The sequence below is a fragment of the Thermococcus sp. genome, from assembly GCF_027011145.1.
Classification (GTDB): domain Archaea; phylum Methanobacteriota_B; class Thermococci; order Thermococcales; family Thermococcaceae; genus Thermococcus.
The window spans coordinates 34,078-51,444 of sequence record NZ_JALVAO010000032.1; the positions used below are offsets into that span (position 1 = coordinate 34,078).

The 17,367-nt window shown below is 53.2% G+C and carries 17 protein-coding genes; 10 read left to right on the plus strand and 7 right to left on the minus strand.

Annotated elements, in window-relative coordinates; genetic code table 11:
• Positions 1–9 precede the first annotated feature (9 nt).
• From hypE to MVG27_RS03115, 7 genes are all read right to left on the minus strand, one after another.
• Positions 10–1,026 (minus strand): hydrogenase expression/formation protein HypE, encoded by a 1,017-nt coding sequence (gene hypE / locus MVG27_RS03085; RefSeq protein ID WP_297551323.1) that lies wholly within the window; start codon positions 1,024–1,026, stop codon positions 10–12.
• Between the two features lie 2 nt (positions 1,027–1,028).
• Positions 1,029–1,421, minus strand: coding sequence for a HEPN domain-containing protein (locus tag MVG27_RS03090; protein WP_297551321.1), 393 nt, complete (start codon positions 1,419–1,421; stop codon positions 1,029–1,031).
• Complete coding sequence (locus tag MVG27_RS03095) at positions 1,418–1,744, minus strand: nucleotidyltransferase domain-containing protein (protein ID WP_297551319.1); 327 nt, start codon at positions 1,742–1,744, stop codon at positions 1,418–1,420. The genes MVG27_RS03090 and MVG27_RS03095 overlap by 4 nt, the downstream gene beginning before the upstream one ends.
• A 45-nt stretch (positions 1,745–1,789) precedes the next feature.
• Positions 1,790–4,108, minus strand: coding sequence for a carbamoyltransferase HypF (gene hypF, locus MVG27_RS03100; protein WP_297551317.1), 2,319 nt, complete (start codon positions 4,106–4,108; stop codon positions 1,790–1,792).
• A 91-nt stretch (positions 4,109–4,199) separates the two neighbouring features.
• On the minus strand, positions 4,200–5,324 hold the full coding sequence (hypD, locus tag MVG27_RS03105; RefSeq protein WP_297551315.1) for a hydrogenase formation protein HypD: 1,125 nt from the start codon (positions 5,322–5,324) through the stop codon (positions 4,200–4,202).
• A gap of 1 nt (position 5,325) precedes the next feature.
• Positions 5,326–5,586 (minus strand): HypC/HybG/HupF family hydrogenase formation chaperone, encoded by a 261-nt coding sequence (locus tag MVG27_RS03110; RefSeq protein ID WP_297551312.1) that lies wholly within the window; start codon positions 5,584–5,586, stop codon positions 5,326–5,328.
• A 44-nt stretch (positions 5,587–5,630) separates the two neighbouring features.
• Complete coding sequence (locus tag MVG27_RS03115) at positions 5,631–5,885, minus strand: HypC/HybG/HupF family hydrogenase formation chaperone (protein ID WP_297551370.1); 255 nt, start codon at positions 5,883–5,885, stop codon at positions 5,631–5,633.
• Between the two features lie 63 nt (positions 5,886–5,948).
• Here MVG27_RS03115 and MVG27_RS03120 point away from each other — a divergent pair, with 63 nt between their 5' ends.
• The 10 genes from MVG27_RS03120 to MVG27_RS03165 all read left to right on the plus strand — a co-directional run bounded on the left by MVG27_RS03120 (position 5,949) and on the right by MVG27_RS03165 (position 17,366).
• On the plus strand, positions 5,949–6,338 hold the full coding sequence (locus tag MVG27_RS03120) for a DUF302 domain-containing protein (RefSeq protein WP_297551310.1): 390 nt from the start codon (positions 5,949–5,951) through the stop codon (positions 6,336–6,338).
• 124 nt (positions 6,339–6,462) lie between these two features.
• Entirely contained in the window at positions 6,463–7,062 is a 600-nt protein-coding gene (locus MVG27_RS03125; protein WP_297551308.1) for a TetR/AcrR family transcriptional regulator, read from the plus strand.
• 117 nt (positions 7,063–7,179) lie between these two features.
• Complete coding sequence (gene fdhF, locus MVG27_RS03130) at positions 7,180–9,240, plus strand: formate dehydrogenase subunit alpha (RefSeq protein WP_297551306.1); 2,061 nt, start codon at positions 7,180–7,182, stop codon at positions 9,238–9,240.
• A 10-nt stretch (positions 9,241–9,250) separates the two neighbouring features.
• Complete coding sequence (locus MVG27_RS03135; RefSeq protein WP_297551304.1) at positions 9,251–9,748, plus strand: 4Fe-4S dicluster domain-containing protein; 498 nt, start codon at positions 9,251–9,253, stop codon at positions 9,746–9,748.
• A 51-nt stretch (positions 9,749–9,799) separates the two neighbouring features.
• Positions 9,800–11,179: a proton-conducting transporter membrane subunit gene (locus tag MVG27_RS03140; protein ID WP_297551302.1), complete on the plus strand. Its 1,380-nt coding sequence runs from the start codon at positions 9,800–9,802 to the stop codon at positions 11,177–11,179.
• A gap of 6 nt (positions 11,180–11,185) precedes the next feature.
• On the plus strand, positions 11,186–13,174 hold the full coding sequence (locus tag MVG27_RS03145) for a proton-conducting transporter membrane subunit (protein WP_297556152.1): 1,989 nt from the start codon (positions 11,186–11,188) through the stop codon (positions 13,172–13,174).
• Positions 13,175–13,178: 4 nt separating this feature from the next.
• A complete protein-coding gene (locus tag MVG27_RS03150; RefSeq protein ID WP_297551298.1) occupies positions 13,179–14,102 on the plus strand; it encodes a respiratory chain complex I subunit 1 family protein in 924 nt (307 codons plus the stop codon).
• Between the two features lie 2 nt (positions 14,103–14,104).
• Positions 14,105–15,904, plus strand: a complete 1,800-nt coding sequence (locus MVG27_RS03155; protein WP_297551296.1) for a hydrogenase large subunit — start codon at positions 14,105–14,107, stop codon at positions 15,902–15,904.
• A complete protein-coding gene (locus MVG27_RS03160) occupies positions 15,904–16,533 on the plus strand; it encodes a 4Fe-4S dicluster domain-containing protein (RefSeq protein WP_297551294.1) in 630 nt (209 codons plus the stop codon). Before MVG27_RS03155 ends, MVG27_RS03160 begins: the two co-directional genes overlap by 1 nt.
• Positions 16,533–17,366 carry an NADH-quinone oxidoreductase subunit B family protein gene (locus MVG27_RS03165; protein ID WP_297551292.1) on the plus strand — a complete coding sequence of 278 codons (834 nt, stop codon included), beginning with the start codon at positions 16,533–16,535 and terminating at the stop codon, positions 17,364–17,366. Before MVG27_RS03160 ends, MVG27_RS03165 begins: the two co-directional genes overlap by 1 nt.
• Position 17,367 lies beyond the last annotated feature (1 nt).

Genomic DNA, 17,367 nt, shown 5'->3' on the forward strand with positions numbered 1-17,367 from the left:
AAAAAGAAATCAGCATATCCTCGGAACCGGGTCGCCGGTGGGGGGCTCCATGAAGCGCTTTCCGCCGATTCCGGTTTCGAGAAGAACCTTTCCCCTGTATTCTTCTATTACCTCACCGATTATTGCGGCGTTTTTTCCCTTCTCGGTTTTCTTCATGGCCTTCAGGGCGTCTTCCGCGTAGTCCCTCGCTACCACCATGACGACTTTCCCCTCGTTGGCCACGTCGTAGGGACTTATGCCGAGCATCTCGCTCGCGGCCCTTACCTCGGGCTTTACGGGTATGTTCTCTTCTCTCACAAGGATTCCAACGTTGCTCTTACGGGCAATCTCGTTGAGGGCGTTGCTTAGACCTGCCCTTGTCGGGTCCTTCATGGCATGGATGTTCTCCCAGCCTATCTCGTCGGCAACTGCTTTAACGACCTCCCATACAGGCGCGACATCGCTCTTCAGCTCGGTCTCAAAGGCTATGCCCTCGCGGTGGCTCATCAGCGCTATCCCGTGGTCGCCTATCGTCCCGCTGACAAGGACGATGTCCCCAACCTTGGCTCCTGCATCGCTTATCGGCTTTTCTGCTATGCCTATTCCCGCTGTAATCACAAACATCTCTATGGGCTCTTCAACGACCTTTGTGTCCCCCGTCACTATCGGAACTGGGACTTCTTTCGATGTCTCGTCCATCGAGCGGAGAACCCTCTCAAGGACTTCCATATCGAGGCCTTCTCCAATTATCATCGAGTTCGCCAGAGCCACTGGCTCCGCTCCCATAACGGCAAGGTCGTTCACTGTTCCGCTGACGGCCAAACGGCCGATGTCACCGCCCGGGAAGAAGAGCGGTTTAACGGTGTGGCCGTCTATGGTGAGGACTATGTGCTTGTCGCCAAATGGTATCGTCGCACCGTCGTCCAAAGCGTCAAGTCCAATTCCACCGGCGCTCTTGAGGGTCAGGGTTTTGAGAATCACGTCCCTCAAGAGTTCTTCCATTATTTCTCCACCGGCTCCGTGTTCGAGCTTTATCTTTTCTCCCATCTTTACCCCTCCAGAAGGCCTTTTTTGCGAAGGTAATCCACGGTAAACCTGAGGAACTCCTCAGCACGTCTAATCTGCTCAACGACTGTCTCAGGAGGAATATCATCCTGAACGGAGTAGTCACCAATCTGTCTAATCTCAAAGGCAACAGTTAGATAGGTGAAAAACTTGTAGGGCACCTCTCCAGTCTTAACGAACTCCCTGCCGAGGAGTGCTATCGTGGCGGAGTGCTTTGAAGTTCTTATTCCCCTCGTTAGGAGAAGTGCCTCGGCGCAGTAGAACATGGCGTAGTAAGCCCTAGAAGCCGCGAACCCGTACATCCCGGCATCGTGGAGCACCATCGCAGCCTCTATGCTCCTCTTGGCCTTTTCAATGAGGCGCGGAATTTCCCTCATATCTCCACACCTTCAGCCTCCACGTTCCATATCAGGGGGTCGCTTTCCATAGATGGCGTTTCGACGTATGGCAGGAGTGAGAACAACACGCCATATTTCAGGGTCAGCTCTGCCGAGAGGTCGCCGATTCTGTCGAGTTCCTCCATTGACGGCCATCTCTTGACCACGACGAGCACGTCAACGTCGCTCCCCTCCCTGGCCTCGCCCCGCGCATAGGAACCGAAGAGGATGACCTCAACTAAGTCGTCACCAAGTATCTCCTTCAGCTTTCTCTTCACTTCCCTCAGGATTTTGAGGAGTTCTTCCCTGGGAATGACGCGCATCTTTCTTCCTCCGGTATCACTTAGATGTGTCTCCCAACTTAAACCTTACAGCATCAAATCCTCCCTACTGAGGTAACCCTCAAGGTAAAGCCCTCCAAGGAAGGCCTGGCCGACGTTTATCCCGTTGTCCCCGCGCGGGACTTCCGTCGTCGCGTGGAACCTGAGCCCTGAACCTTCCACGGCCTTTCTAATCGTCTTCACGATGAGCTCGTTGTAGGACACTCCACCGCTTATGGCGACGTCTTTAACGCCGAACTCCCTCGCTTTCTCTATGGCAACTCCTGCGAAGGCCCTCGCCAGTGCCAGGTGGGCTGAATACGCTATGTCCGCCGGAGAAGCCCTGTCCAGAATATCAAGAACCTGGACGAAGAGTTCCTCCGCCTTTATAAGCCCGTCCTCGACGGGTATTTCAAACTTGAGGTCGTTCTTGCCCTTCATGGCAAAGCTCTCCAGCTTCATAGCAGGCTCGCCCTCGTAGTGCCTCCTGTATGCGATGTTCAAAAGGACGGCCAGCGAGTCGAGAACCCTTCCGGTGGAGGAAGCGTAGGAGAGGTTTATCCCCTTGGCGAGCTGGTTGAGGATAACTCCGAACTCGACTTCCCCGTATTTGAGGCTTTCAACGGCCTTTGGACAGCACTTCCTTATCACTCCCTCAAGTTCCTCGACGGGGTAGACCCTGCTGAGAATTCCCATAAGTGCCCTCAGCGGGTAATAGCTCGCCAAATCACCACCCGGGAGCGGGTAGTAGTCTATATGGGCTAACCTCTCAACGTCCTCGTAGCTTAGGTAGAGCACCTCACCGCCCCATACGTTCCCATCGGTTCCGTAGCCGACTCCGTCGAGTGCTATTCCAACTGCGGATTCGAGGTTTTTCTCCGCCAAAACGCTCGCTATGTGGGCGTAGTGGTGCTGGACCTGGAGAAGCTCAACGCTCATCTCGTTGGCGAGCTCCATCGCCAATTTCGTCGTGTTGTAAGCTGGATGAAGGTCGGCCACGATTAAATCGAACTCATTAACCCGGAGAATTCTCTTGAAGTGCTCTATGGCCTTCCTCATGAACTCCAGAACCTCGACCTTTCCGGTGTTGCCGATGTACTGGCTCGGGTAAACCTTGCCGTTCTTAGCTATACTGAAGGCGTTCATCAGCTCGGCTCCAACCGCCAAACCCCTGTACTCAAAGGGAATCTCTATTGGCAAGGGCACGAAACCCCTGCTTCTTCTTATCACGGCCCTCTTCCCGTCCACGAAACGAATTACACTGTCGTCCGCCCGGTTGAGTATCTTCCTGTTGTGCAGGAGGAGGTAGTCCGCTATGTCCTTCAGCTCCTCAAACGCTTTCTCGTTGTCCTTAACCATCGGCATTCCCGGATAATTGGCCGAGGTCATGACATAGACTTTCGTCTTGCTCCAGTGGAAGAGGATGTAGTGAGTCCCGGCGTAGGGGAGCATGACACCGATGGTGTGAAGCCCCGGCGCGAGGTTTTCCGGCAGGGGGAACGGTTCCTTTTTGCGGAGCGTTATTATGGGCCTCCTGTAGCTGGTTAGTTCCTCTTCCTCCTCCTTACTCACGTAGGCGAAGCTTTTAACCGTCTCAAGGGAGTCAGCCATTATGGCGAAGGGCTTCTGTGGCCTGAATGTCCGTTTCCTCAGCTCGGCAACGACTTCCTCGTTGGTCGCGTCGCACGCTAAATGAATTCCACCGATGCCCTTGATGGCCACTATGTAACCCTTGTCTATCAGCTCCGCCGCCTTCCGGAGGGGGTCTCCGGTTATCTCCTTTCCATCGCTGGTGTATAGCCTGTAACTCGGCCCGCAGACGGGACAGCAGACGGGTTCAGCGTGGTAACGTCTGTTAAGGGGGTCTTTGTACTCGCTCTCGCAGAAGTCGCACATGGGAAATTCACGCATCGTGGTGTTTTCGCGGTCGTAGGGCAGGTCCTCGATTATGGTAAACCTCGGGCCACAGTTGGTGCAGACAATGAAAGGATACATGTAGCGCTTGTTGGTCGGGTCGAAGAGCTCCCTCAGGCAGTCCTCACAGATGGCTATGTCCGGCGGGATTATCGAGTCACCACCGCTTCCCCCCTTTGAGCTCTTCTCAATGTAGAATTCCGGAAAGCCTTGAGGAGGGATTTCCTTCTTCTCCAGCCGGTCGACCCTCGCTAGCGGGGGCTTCTTGCGGTAGATGTCCCCTATAAACGCCTCGATGTCCTCTTCCCGGCCTTCAACGACTATCTCAACTCCCGCATCGCCGAGGTTCTTGACGTATCCTCGGAGGTTGTGCTCGTGGGCTATCCTGTATATGAAGGGCCTGAACCCAACGGCCTGAACGATACCCTGAACGTGAATCTTGTACGCTTTCATACCCTCCACCGCTTTTCCTCGGTGTTTGGAGCCTTTATAGGTTTCCAAAACCAAAAGTTGAAAACGAGAGGGGAGTTTTGAACCTTTGGTGTTAGAACAATGCCCCGTACTTGTAGAAGATGTTGCAGGTTCCCTCGTAGGACACCATACACGGTCCTATGGGATGTCTCGGCGTGCATGTCTTTCCGAAGTGCGGGCAGTCGGTTGGCATCGCCAGTCCCCTCAAAACGGCTCCGCAGAGACAGCCCTTTTCGAGGTCCGGAAGGTTCTTCGGCACCTCAACTTTATAGATGTTCTTTATGTCGAGTTCCTTCCACTCGTCCCTCAGTTCAAGGCCAGTTCCAGGGAAGACTCCAAGAGCGCGCCACTTGGCATCGACGACCTCGAAGTACTTATCGATGAGCCTCTGCGCGACGACGTTTCCCTCATACCTAACGGCCCTCTTGTACTCGTTTACCACTCGCGCGTCGCCTTCCTTGTACATTCTGATGAGGAGGAGAATCGCCATGAGGACATCATTTGGCTCGAAGCCCGCTATGACCTGCGGAATCCCATAGCGTTCGCTCAGGAACTCCCAGCCCTTAACGCCTATAATCGTCGAGACGTGGCCGGCATCTATGAGGGCGTCAATCCTGCTCTTCTGCTTTATGAGAACCTCTATTCCCTGTGGGGTTAGCCGATGAACGGAGTAAATCTTGAAGTTCTCAAGGCCCTCGTTGACAACGGCGTTTATCATTCCCGCCGTTGGTGCCGTTGTCGTTTCGAAGCCCGGGCTGAAGTGGACGACGGTTTTGTCGGGGTTTTCCTTCGCAATCCTGTAAGTGTCGAAGATGGAGTAAACGATACGGACGTCAAAACCCTCGCTCTTCAAATCGGCGAAGCTCCCCATTGGAGTTGGAATCTTGTACATGTCCCCGAAGGTAGTCAGGATTATCTCTTCCCCTTCTTCCCTGGCCTTCTTCACAATGAGTTGCATTGCCACGATGTCCTCAACTGGCGTAATGCAGACGGGACAGCCCGGTCCGCTCACGACCTTGACGTTTTCTGGTAAGAGCGAGCGGATTCCGGAGCGGGTTATGGTGTCTTCGTGCGTTCCGCAGACGTGCATTATCCTGATTTCGCCGTCTAAAGTTTTGGCCTCCTCTTTGATTTTCTCAACGAGCTTTTGGGCTATTCTCCTGTCGCGGTAGGGCTGAACGACTTCCTCGATTGTCATATTAATCACCCGGATAGTAGTAGCCCCCTATAGCCTTGTCCTCAAGCTTGAACACTTCATCCCACGCGTTAAGTATCTCCTTCGCAGTTTCTTCATCAACGCGCTCGATTATGAAACCCGTGTGTATGAGGACGTATTCCCCAGGCTTTACGTCTGGCATGAGGTCTATGCGCGCTTCTCGTTTCACGCCTCCGAAGTCCACCCATGCGGTTCCCTTCTTCTTATCCACTTCCAAAACCTTCGCAATAGTTGCAAGACACATGTTTTTCACCCGCTTTTGGTTGTCAGGGGGATTATTTAGTCTTTCTAAAACCTACGGTTTGAAACCGTAAAGGACAGCGTGAGCTTTTTAGAGCGGTGATACGAGCACCTCGCAAGGGTTTCCTCCGCCTCGTCTTTGCTGACCTTCTCAAGAATAATACCGTAGTAAATCGTCACGTAGTCACCGGGCTTGACGTCTTTTACAAAGTCAAGCTTTGCCTCTCTGAGCTCACCGTCAACATCAACAACTGCTTTGTTCCCCCTAACCTCAACGACCCTTCCAGCGAGCATCAGGGCCATGGTTATCAACCAAAGGTGAAAGAAAACGATTTATAGACCTTTTCCTGACCAGTCAGTCAGGTGATGGCCATGGAGGAAATTATGAAGCAGATAGTGAAAGGCGTCAAAAGCAAGTATGGGTTTGAGGAGACTGTTGAGAGACTAAAGAAAAAGACGGAGGAACTCGGTTGGACAGTCATAGGAGAGTATGACTTCAGGGAAAAAGTTGGAATTCCTTTTGCTATTATAGAAGTTTGTAACAAAGAGTTTGCTACAAAGGCCATTAGCAAACCTGAGAATAGGTGGATTTCAGCAATGATGCCTTGTAAGTTCTCTATTATAGAAATGCCTGATGGGATATATGTATTTGGTATGAACATGGGACTATTTGCTAAAATGATTTCCGGCGAGCTGGGAGAACTTCTTTCGGAAGTCTCAGAGATTGATGAGAAAATAATTTCGACTGTTCTCTGATTTTTGTTTAATCCTTTGTTTGATTTTATTTTCACGTATACGGTTTTCTAAATCGAAAGAAAGCTTTAAATTCCAAATTTCTTATAATTGTCCATAATGGTCAATGACTGAGTGGTCAGAAGTGATGGGCATGGCAACAAAGTCGCCCGGTAAAACTAGGGAAAAACTTGTTAGGTCTGCGATGGAACTCTTCGCCAAGAAAGGATTCGATAAGACCACGGTAGATGAGATTGTAGCCCGGGCAGGCGTTGCCAAGGGGACATTTTACCTCTACTTCAAGAGCAAGGACGACCTCATAAAGGAGCTCGCCTTCGAAGTTATGCCCATAATGGCCATGCCCTCCCTTAACGACCCCTATATAACCGTTTCTTTTCCCACCCTGGAGAGCTACCTCCTCCAGCTCGGGAGGGAGTTTTTGGATTTCTACTCCGAGAGCTACCGTGCTGAGATTTTCTTTCACATGCTGTCAGTCAGGGAGAGGATGAAAAGTGTAAATGAAATCTACAGGCAGGCGTGCTCCGAGCTATTGAGAGAAGGGGCAAGAAGGGTTACGGCCTACGTTAAGGTGGGCTTTGAGGACGCCCTGATAGCATTTCAGGTCTTCATAGCGTCTCTCATGCACTACCTCCATGCTAGGGAGTGTATAGGTCTTTCCGGTGAGCAATACCTGAGGAGGGCCGTTAGGGTTGTTCTGAACCATCTTCGCCTTTCAGTTAGTGTATAGTTTTGTTTAACATTTCCTATTTTGTAAAACTCTTTTGCTCTGTCTTTTCAGAAAACTATTTAAGGTTTTTTACGGAGGAACCAAAATGACTAGTCAGTCATTAAAAGGGTGATAGCCATGGCCGAGAAACTTGTGCCGGTAGTATGCCCCTGGTGTTCCGTCGGCTGTCGCTTTTACGCGGTCAGCGTGAACGGCTACATAAGGAGGATAGAATTCGACTACGACCACCCAACGATTGCAAACAGAGGAAAGCTCTGTCCCAAGGGAGTTGCCTCCTACCAGTTCATTAACAGCCCTAAGAGGCTCAAGAAGCCACTCAAGCGCGTCGGTGAGAAAGGCGAGGGGAAGTTCGAAGAAATAAGCTGGGAAGAGGCCTACAGGATAATCGCGGAGAAGATAAAGGAGATAAAGGAAACCTACGGACCGGAGGCAATAGCTTTTCTGGGAAGTGAGAAGATAACCCTCGAGGAGAACTACCTCGTCCACAAGCTCTCCAAGGCCATAGGAACCAACCACCTCGACTTCCCGGGAAGGTACTGTCAGTACTCCAACAGCCCTGCAAGAACTGCCGTCTTCGGAAGTGCCGCGGCAACGAACCCCTTTGAGGACGTCGCCAAGGCCGAGCTGATTGTCATCTGGGGCCACAATCCTGCTGAAACCGCCCCGGTTTTCTTCGGTCAGTACGTTGAGAAGGCCATCCTTGACAACGGTGCCGAGATGGTTGTGATTGACCCGCGCTCAACGAGGGGACACAAGTATGCCTCGCTCCACCTGAGACCATACCCGGGAACAGACCTTGCGATAGCCCTGGCGATGCTCAACGTCGTAATCAGCGAGGAGCTCTACGACAAGGAGTTCGTTCAGGAGAGAACCGTTGGCTTCGAAGAGCTGAAGGAGGCCGTCAAGGACTACACCCCCGAGTGGGCCGAGAAGATAAGCGGCGTCCCGGCTGAGGACATAAAGAAGGTCGCCAGACTAATAGCGAGCAAGAGGACGGCCTTCCTCGTAAACGAGGGTATCAATCAGCACGTTAACGGATTTGAGCTTGCCTTGGCTATAGCCAACCTCATAGCGATAACAGGCAACATCGGCAAGGAGGGCGTCTGGAGCGGTGTCTTCCCGGGAGCACAGTGTGGCTTCTGTGCCGCTATGAGTGGAATAGCTCCTAACAAGCTCCCGACAGGAAAGCTCGTTACCGACGAAGCCGCTAGGACCGAGCTTGAGAGACTCTGGGGCTTCAAGATACCCGACTGGGTCGGTCTCGATCTGACCAACATGGTTAGGGAAATCGGGAAGAAGATTAGGATGATGTACATTGTCGGTGGCAACATAGCAAAGTCAATGCCCAACAGCTCGTGGGTAAGGGAACAGCTCAAGAAGCTCGACTTCCTTGTTGTGCAGGACATATTCCTCACCGAGACGGCCAAGTATGCTGACATCGTCCTCCCGGCCGCGGCATGGTTTGAAAAGACCGGGACGGCAATAAGCGCCGAGAGGCGCGTCCAGAGGAGCTACAAGGCCGCCGAAGCCCCCGGTGAGGCAAAGCCCGACTGGCTGATTATAGTTGAGCTCGCCAAGGAGCTCGGTCTCGGTGAGTACTTCAAGTACGAGCACCCGGACGAGATTCTGAGAGAGATAAACAGCGTTATTCCTGTGTTCAAGGGTGCAACGCCGGAGTACCTCGCAGAACACCCCGAGGGATGCTTCTTCCCGTGCAGTGAGCCGGGTGAGGGAACGAAAGTTCTCTTCAAGAAGGGCTTCAAGACACCTGACGGAAAGGCCCACCTCCAGCCAGTCAAATGGCGTGAGCCACCGGAGATGCCTGACGAGGAATACCCGCTCTGGCTTACCAACTTCAGGCTCGTCGGCCACTGGCACACCCTGACTATGAGCGGTGAGAGCCCGAGCCTTGAGAAACGCTGGCCAGAGGAGTACGTCATGATTAACCCGAAGGACGCCGAGAAGTACGGCATAAAGAACGGTGACCTCGTCAAGGTCGAGACGAGGCGCGGAAGCGTTCTCGTTCGGGCAGAGGTTACCGAGCACGTCAGGGAGGGCGTTATAGCGATGCCCTGGCACTGGCAAGCCAACTTCCTGACTCTTGATGAGATACACGAGAAGACCAAGATGGCCGAGCTGAAGGCTGTTGCGGCCAGGATTAGGAAGGTGGAGGAGTGAGGTGGTTGGAATGAGCAAGAAGATTTTCCTTGACTATAAGCGCTGTATCGGATGTAAGGCCTGTGAAGTGGCCTGTGAAATGACCCACGGTGAGGCAAGAATAAAGGTCTTCGAGTTCCCCGACCTCTTCACTGTCCCCTTCAACTGCCGCCACTGTGAGAAGGCACCGTGTATGAACGTCTGTCCGACCGGAGCTCTCTTCAGGGACGAGGATGGAGCCGTTGCCTTCGACCCGCTCAAGTGTATCGGCTGTCTCATGTGTGCCGTTGCTTGTCCCTTTGGAATTCCGAAGCTCGACGAGGAGAACAAGATTATGGACAAGTGTGATCTCTGTGCCGACAGGAGAGCTGAGGGCCTTCTCCCGGCGTGTGTATCAGCATGCCCAACCGAGGCCCTTAAGTTCGGCGAGATAAACGAAATCCTCTGGAACAGAGAAGGGAAGATAGTCGCCAACCTGAAGAGCTCTGCCGAGAAGGGAGAGGGCGAGAAGGCCTACATCGTCCTCTGACCTTATTTTTTGCGAAGGAAACCGAGGGTTAAAAACCAAGGGGTGATGGTGATGATTGAACTGGTGTTGATTTCAGCGCTCCTCCCGTTCCTGCTCCTGGCACTCTGGAAGCTCGAGGGAAAGACTGCTGACATCATATCGGGCTCAATACTCGGTATCTCACTTATCCTCAATGGAATCGCTGTCTACGATTTCTTCTCAAACGGTTCTGAAAAGGTCTATCACACGACCTACGTTGTAACGACCAACCTTGGGGAGGTCTTTGGGGTAACCTTTGATACGGCCTCGGCACTTATGGGAATAGTTTCAATACTCATAGCGTTTCTCATGGTGATTTACGCAAGCAGGTTCCTTGAGTCAAACAGGGGGAAGTTCTACGCACTCTTTGGCCTCCTGACTGGTGCGAGCATGGTCTTTATCTATTCAATCAACCTCGTCCAGTTTGCCATAGCCCTCGAGCTGATGGCCATTGCGATGCTCTGCCTCGTCGAGCTGGGCGGTGCAAAGATGGATGCCCTCAAGGCCTTTCTCGTTCTTAACGTTGGTGTTTTCCTCATACTCGGTGCAGTTCTTGTTCTCGGGAACGGTCAGGACCTCACGAAGACCACTTATGACAGCACAGCATTTCTCCTGCTGATTTTCGCGGCATTCATGATGAGCTCCCAGTTCCCGTTCTATTCATGGCTTCCCGACTCAACCGCTTCCCCGATTCCAGCGAGTGCCTACGTCCATTCGGCTTCGGTAGTTCCGCTCGGTGCTTATATGCTCTTTAGGGTTATCCAGTACATGAAACCGAACGACCAGTACTTCTGGCTCCTTGGGAGTCTGACCGTTGCCCTGATAATCCTAATGATGATTTACTACCCGCTCCAGCGCGATGCCAAGAGATTGATAGCTTATTCAACCATAGCACAGACGGGCGTTGCCTACATAACCCTTGCTTACGCCCTACTCGGCCACGTTGCTGGGATACAGATAGCCCTCTACCAGGTCGTCAACCACGCCGTTGTTAAAGCGCTCGCCTTCGCCTCCGTTGGAGGTCTTGCGATTGCATACGGTACAACTGACCTCAAGCTCATCAAAGGAATGAGAAAAAGCGTCCCGTGGACGAGCATAGCCTGGTTCATGAGCTTCCTCGGTTTGGCTGGCGTTCTTCCGCTCGGTCTGTTCTTCAGCAAGGCCTTCACCATAATGAGCACCAGACATGCAAAGGGCATAGCTTCGTGGCTCTTCCCGGGCGTTGTCCTCATTGACGCGGCCATATTCCTCATAGTGGTTCTCCTGTGGTTCAAGGAGACTTTCTTCGGAGAGGGAGAGGCCAAGAGTGAACCAAAGGTCCTCGTTGCAGTCTTCATAGCTCTCATAATCGTCGGCATAATAATGCCATGGGTGAGCCTCGACGTTGTGATGAAGATAAGCTTCGCGGGGTGATGGGAAATGATACTTGAATACGCGATTGGAGCTTTCATCCTCGGTGGCCTCGTCGGTCTGATTAGGGACTACAAGGCTACCGTTAAGGCCTCAAGCTTCATGGCTTTCCTCGGTTCGCTGGCACTCCTCTGGCAGGTTTACTACGTCTACACAAACGGTCCAGTTACTGGAAGCCTCTTTGGAATCCCCGTCAGGATTGACAATCTCTCGATAGTCTTCCTGCTCATAATAGGCCTTGTCGGTGTTGCATCATCCCTCTTTGCAATCAACTACATGGAGATGTTTGAAAACGTCGGCAAGGGCTGGGTCTATGCCGTCGCATACAACACCTTCTTGGCGAGTATGGCCCTTGTTGTTACCGTTGACAGCATGGAGTACTTCGTGATGAGCTGGGAACTCATGACACTCAGCTCCTTCATACTCGTCTTCTTCAGCGAAAAGCTCAGGGACGTTGATGCGAGCGTTAAGTACTACATCACCATGCACTTCCTCGACACAATACCGCTCTTCCTCGCCCTTGGAACAGCCTATTCGCTCGTCGGAAGCTTCGATAAGCTGACCTTTGAGAACATAGCGAACGCGATGGCAAACGCTCCCTTCCACACCAAGGCGGTTTTCGGTGGCCTGCTCATGATAGCCTTCATGACGAAGTCAGGCATGATACCCTTCCAGTTCTGGGTTGCCGAGACCTACCGCGCGGCACCAACCAGCGTTTCCGCGGTCATGGCCGGAGCAATGGAGAAGGTTGCCCTCTACGGCCTCATAGCCCTAATCTGGAGAATCGTTGGAACGAGCTACTCACTCGGGCTCTTCGTTGCCGTGATAGGTGCTATAACCCTCACCGTTGGAACCCTCTATGCCCTCCGCGAGACGAACGCCAAGAGGCTACTCGCCTACCACTCGATAGGTCAGATGGGCTATATCTGGCTCGGCATCGGAATAGGCATGGCCCTCATTCCAAAGGGAGGATTCCTCGCTGCGGTTGGAGCCCTCGGTGCCTTTGCGGGACTCTTCCACGCCCTCAACCACGCGATTTTCAAGGCCTCACTCTTCCTCTCGGCTGGAGCCGTCGAGTACAGGACGGGAACGGTGGACCTTGACGAACTCGGTGGCCTTGGTAAGACCATGAAGGTAACGGCCCTCGCGGCGCTCTTCGCTTCCCTCGCGATAAGCGGTGTCCCGCCTTTCAACGGATTCCTGAGCAAGTGGCTTATCTACGTTTCCGGTTACTACTCCCACAGCTACGTCCTTGCCCTTGGAGCCGTCTTGGCCGCTTTCATAAGCGCGGCGACGCTCGCTTCCTTCGTCAAGTTCTATGGAACTCAGTTCGGCGGTAAGATGAAGCGCTACGATGTTGAGGAGGCCCCAGCCGGAATGCTCGCCGGCCAGTGGATTCTCGCCGGTTTAACGCTCCTCATAGGTGTCTTCCCGGGAACCGTGACCGGAATACTCAACGTCTTCAACGCCCCGATAGATACGAACCTCTACAAGATTGGCTTTAAGTCGGTGTTCTTCTCCCCGGTGCTCTTCGTGATAGTGCTCGGAATCCTGACCTTTGGGCTCTACCTCGTCTTCAAGCCGGAGTACAAGGAAGCCAAGCCATGGGACTGCGGTTCGACCCAGATAGACGAGGACGAGTACAGGATAAACGCCGAGGGTTACTACATCAAGTACGAGGAGAAGATTGGCTCGTTCTACCGCCTCGGTGACTGGTTCTACAGCGTTGGCGCTGGAATAATACACTACATTGTCAGGGCATACCTCTGGATGGCCAGCTACTTCACGAAGATAGTGGACACACCGTACACAAAGGTTGAGAGCCTCGACGACCTCCGCGAAAGGGAAATCATGCACATCGACGAGGAGGTCTTCAAGCCACTCATAAGGTTCCTCAACATAGCCAGGGACGTTCTGCCGGGGATAAGGCTCGGAACCTTCATAGTCATAGCCCTGATTGTTGTCGGGGCCATCGTGGGACTGCTGATAGCCATGTGAGGTGATGAAAATGGAGACGACGGCCAAGCTTGCCTTCAGCTTTATCGGAGTGCTCCTGACTTTCCTCCTGCCCCCTTACCTTGATGGAATAGCCAGAAGGGTAAAGGCGAGGCTCCAGTACAGGCGCGGGCCACCGCTTATGCAGACGTGGTACGACCTCAACAAGCTCTTCAACCTTCCATCGGTCAAGCCGACAAAGAGCGCCCTCTTCACATGGGCGCCTTTCCTGGCCCTGGCCTCTGCAGTAATCGGAGCCCTACTCCTTCCCTACGGTAACGTCGTGCCGATAAACGTGGGATTCAACCTAGTCGTGTTCTTCTACGTAATCCTGATGGTCAGCGTATTCCTGATGCTCGCGGGACTGAGCGTCCAGAACGCATTCAGCCACCTCGGTTCGGCAAGAGAGATGCAGATAATCCTCACTGTTGAGCCACTCATTGCGATACTCTACGGAGTCTTGGCCTACAACGCCGGTTCCCTCAACATAGCGGACATCATAGCCAACCTCCACCTGACGCCTTCACTCGTGATGACCTACGTCCTCCTGGCTTACGCCCTCTACGTCGAGAGCGGCTTCGTGCCCTTCGACATAGCCGAGGCGGAGCAGGAGGTTATCGGCGGTCCCCTCAGCGAGTACAGCGGAAGGCTCCTCGGAGTCTTCTACTACGCCATCTACATCAAGCGCTTCGCACTGCTGTGGTTCTTCGTCAGCCTGCTCGTCCTCCCGTGGGTGGGCCCGATAAACACAACTCTCAAAGCGGCCGAGGTGCTCGCGGTACAGTTCCTGCTGACGATAGCTTTATACCCTGTTATAGCCTCACTTGAAGCCACGAACGCAAGGCTCAGAATTGACCACGTGGTTAAGATGAACACGAGGGCGTTCTTCGCCGGTGTGATTATACTCGCAATGGCATTCATGGGGTGGTGAATATGGTAACGACAAAGGATTTGGAGGCTCACTTCGAGTTTGAGTGCAGGGCCTGTGAAAAGGGCCAGTGCAGGAAGGCGGACGTTAACGTCATACTCTCTGAGAGAAAGGGTCTGAAGGAGTTTTATGAGGCCTTTAAGGAACACATAAGGGAATGCAAGAGAATGACCTATGGTCAGTACCAGTTCGTCATAGACAGGGAGGTTCTTCCGGAGGCAGTACTCTGGTGGCACAACCACCCAGAGTTCAAGGAGACTCACCTCTCCACTGCTGTGGGAACCGATGAGAGGCCACTCAACGGACAGTTCGTCTACATGCCGTTCCTTAACGTTCAGGTCGAGTTTGCCAACGAGCCCGAGAACTACTATGTGTTCCTCAGGGCATACCTCCCGGCGGACGACCCGAGCTTCCCGAGTGTGGCTCAGAAACTCCCGGCGGCGCTCTGGATAGAGAGGGAGGTCAAGGACTTACTCGGCTTCAACCCTGTTGGTCACCCTGACCCGAGGAGACTGATTCTCCCCGAGGACTGGCCCGAGGGCCTTTACCCCCTCAGAAAGGACATGGACTACAGGCACTCACCGATGGCCGAGCCGAAGGTTGAGTTCAAGGAGAAACCCGAGGGAACAACCCTCGTCCCTATGGGACCGGCTCATATGGGTATCGAGGAGCCGGCCCACTTCAGGCTATTCGTGAAGGGTGAGACCATAGTTGACGTTGACTACCGCGGTTTCTACTCCCACCGTGGAATAGAAAAGACGGGAGAGGGCAGGCTAACCTACAACCAGGTGCTCTTCCTGGCTGAGAGAATATGTGGAATCTGTGGCTACCAGCACTCCGTCAGCTACGCCATGGCCGTTGAGAGGTTAGCCGATGTGGAAATCCCCGACAGGGCGCGCTACATAAGAACACTGCTCCTCGAGCTTGAGAGGATTCACAACCACCTCCTCTGGGTGGGAATAGCCGCGCACCTCGTCGGCTACGATACCGGTTTCATGCACGCGTGGCGTATCAGGGAGCCGGTCATGTGGCTTGTCGAAAGGCTGACCGGAAACAGGAAGCAGTACGGTATGAACATCGTTGGTGGAGTTAGGAGGGACATCCTCGACTACAGAAAAGAGGAGATACTGAAGGTCGTCAAGCAGATACGTGAAGAGACCAAGAAGTTCCTCGACATAGCGCTCAACACCAACACATTCATCAAGCGTGCAGAGGGAGTCGGTATACTGCCCTACAAGGTTGCGAAGGCCTACTCCGTCCTTGGACCGACTGCTCGCGCCAGCGGAAGAAGAATTGACACGAGAAAGGACCAGGCAGTCAAAACCGCCACAGCCTACAACGAGGTCGACTTCAAGGTTCCTGTTTACAAGGAGGGTGACGTTTTAGCTAGAGTCCTCGTAAGAATGGACGAGCTCTTTGAGAGCCTCTGGATAGTGGAGCAACTAATAGACCAGATGCCCGGCGGAGACATAATGGTTCCAATAGGTGATTTACCCGAGTATGAAGAAGCTTTAGGCTTCACAGAGGCCCACCGCGGTGAGGTTGTTCACTACGTCATGACGGGCGAGAAGAACAAGGTCTACCGCTGGAAGGTTCGTGCTCCGACCTACAACAACTTACCGGCAGTTCCAGAGATGCTCAAGGGCTACCACGTTGCCGATGCACCGCTCATCATAGCGAGCATAGACCCGTGCTACTCTTGTACCGAGAGGGTTCAGTTCGTTGACATCGAAACAGGTAAGGTGAAGGTTCTTACCGAGGCGGAGTTCAACGAGCTGTCAATCAAGTATAAGGGGGTGTTCTGATGGCCGAGAGCCTCTCATACACCGAAAAGCTCAAGAAGTGGAACCGCTTCGAGGCCGAAAAGTTCAGCAAGAAGGCCCCTGTTACCACCCCCTATCCCTTTATTGATATCGAGAAGCCACCCGAGTACAGGGGAATACCCCACATCAACCCCGAGAAGTGCATAGGCTGTGGGGCCTGCGTCAATGCCTGCCCGCCCGATGCACTCATAATGGAGTGGGACAAGGAGCACGGCGTGAAAAGGCTCACCTACAACGCCGCAAGATGTATCAGGTGTGCCCGCTGTATAGAGGTCTGCCCGACGGGAGCAATGGAGCCCACAACAAGGTTCGAGATAGCAACTGACAACAAAGAGGATTTGGTCGAGGTCGTCGAGCACAAGTTAGCTTACTGCGAGGAGTGTGGTGAATACCTTGACTTCACCGAGAGGCAGATAGAGTACGTAAGGAACATCCTCCCGAAGGAAATATTCGACATGTACGCCCTTGAGGATAGAATAAAGCTCACGCAGGAGGAGAAGATGCGCAGAACGGTCGTTAAGCTCAGGGAAACTGAGGGCAACGTGTATCCGGCCTTTGTTCTCGTGGAGAAGCCCAGGAAATCCCCCAAGAAGAAAGGGGGTGAGGAGTGATGGGGAAGCAGAGGCTTAAGTCCGTCTGGGTCTATCACGTTGATGCCGGTTCATGTAACGGCTGTGACATCGAGGTTCTCGACGTGCTCAGTCCCTACTATGACCTCGAGAGGTTGGGTATTAAAGTCGTTCCAAATCCAAGGCACGCAGATGTCCTCTTCATAACTGGGCCCCTAACGAGACAGACGAGGATAATGATTAGAAAGGCCTATGAGGCCATGCCTCCAAAGCCGAGGATAGTGGTTGCCATAGGAACCTGCGCCTCAAGCGGTGGAATCTTTTACAACAGCTACGCCCTTTACAATACCTCACCCCAGCGCGGAAGGGACAGGCTCAGGAGCGGTGGGCCGGAGATGATAGTCCCGATAGACATGTACATCCCCGGCTGTCCTCCCAGCCCGGAGGAGATACTCTACGGTGTAGCTCAGCTTTTGGGAATAAAGGAGAAGAAAATGAAGGGTGAGTATTGGATAGCCCTTCCGCCCGGAGAGAAACCAGCTAAGGAGAACGAGGTGGAGTTCAAGATTCCGGACAGGCCGATACCTCTCCGCTACTGGCTCACACTCCGTGAAGAACTTAGAAGGGTTGTGGGCTACTACGACAGGGATGCTGTCCTTGAGGACTTCATTGAGCTCGTTGGAAAGGCCTTTGAAAGCGAGAACCCAAGGGAGAAGCTCCACGATCTCGTCACAGGATACTTCCTCAAGGAAAAGGACTCCCGGATAAAGGTGGCCATGCGCTTCCTCGAAAACGAGTTCTGGCGCTTATACAACGAATACCGCTCCCTAGGAGAGAACATCAGGAAGAAATATCCGGTTACCGCGGGTGTCTGAA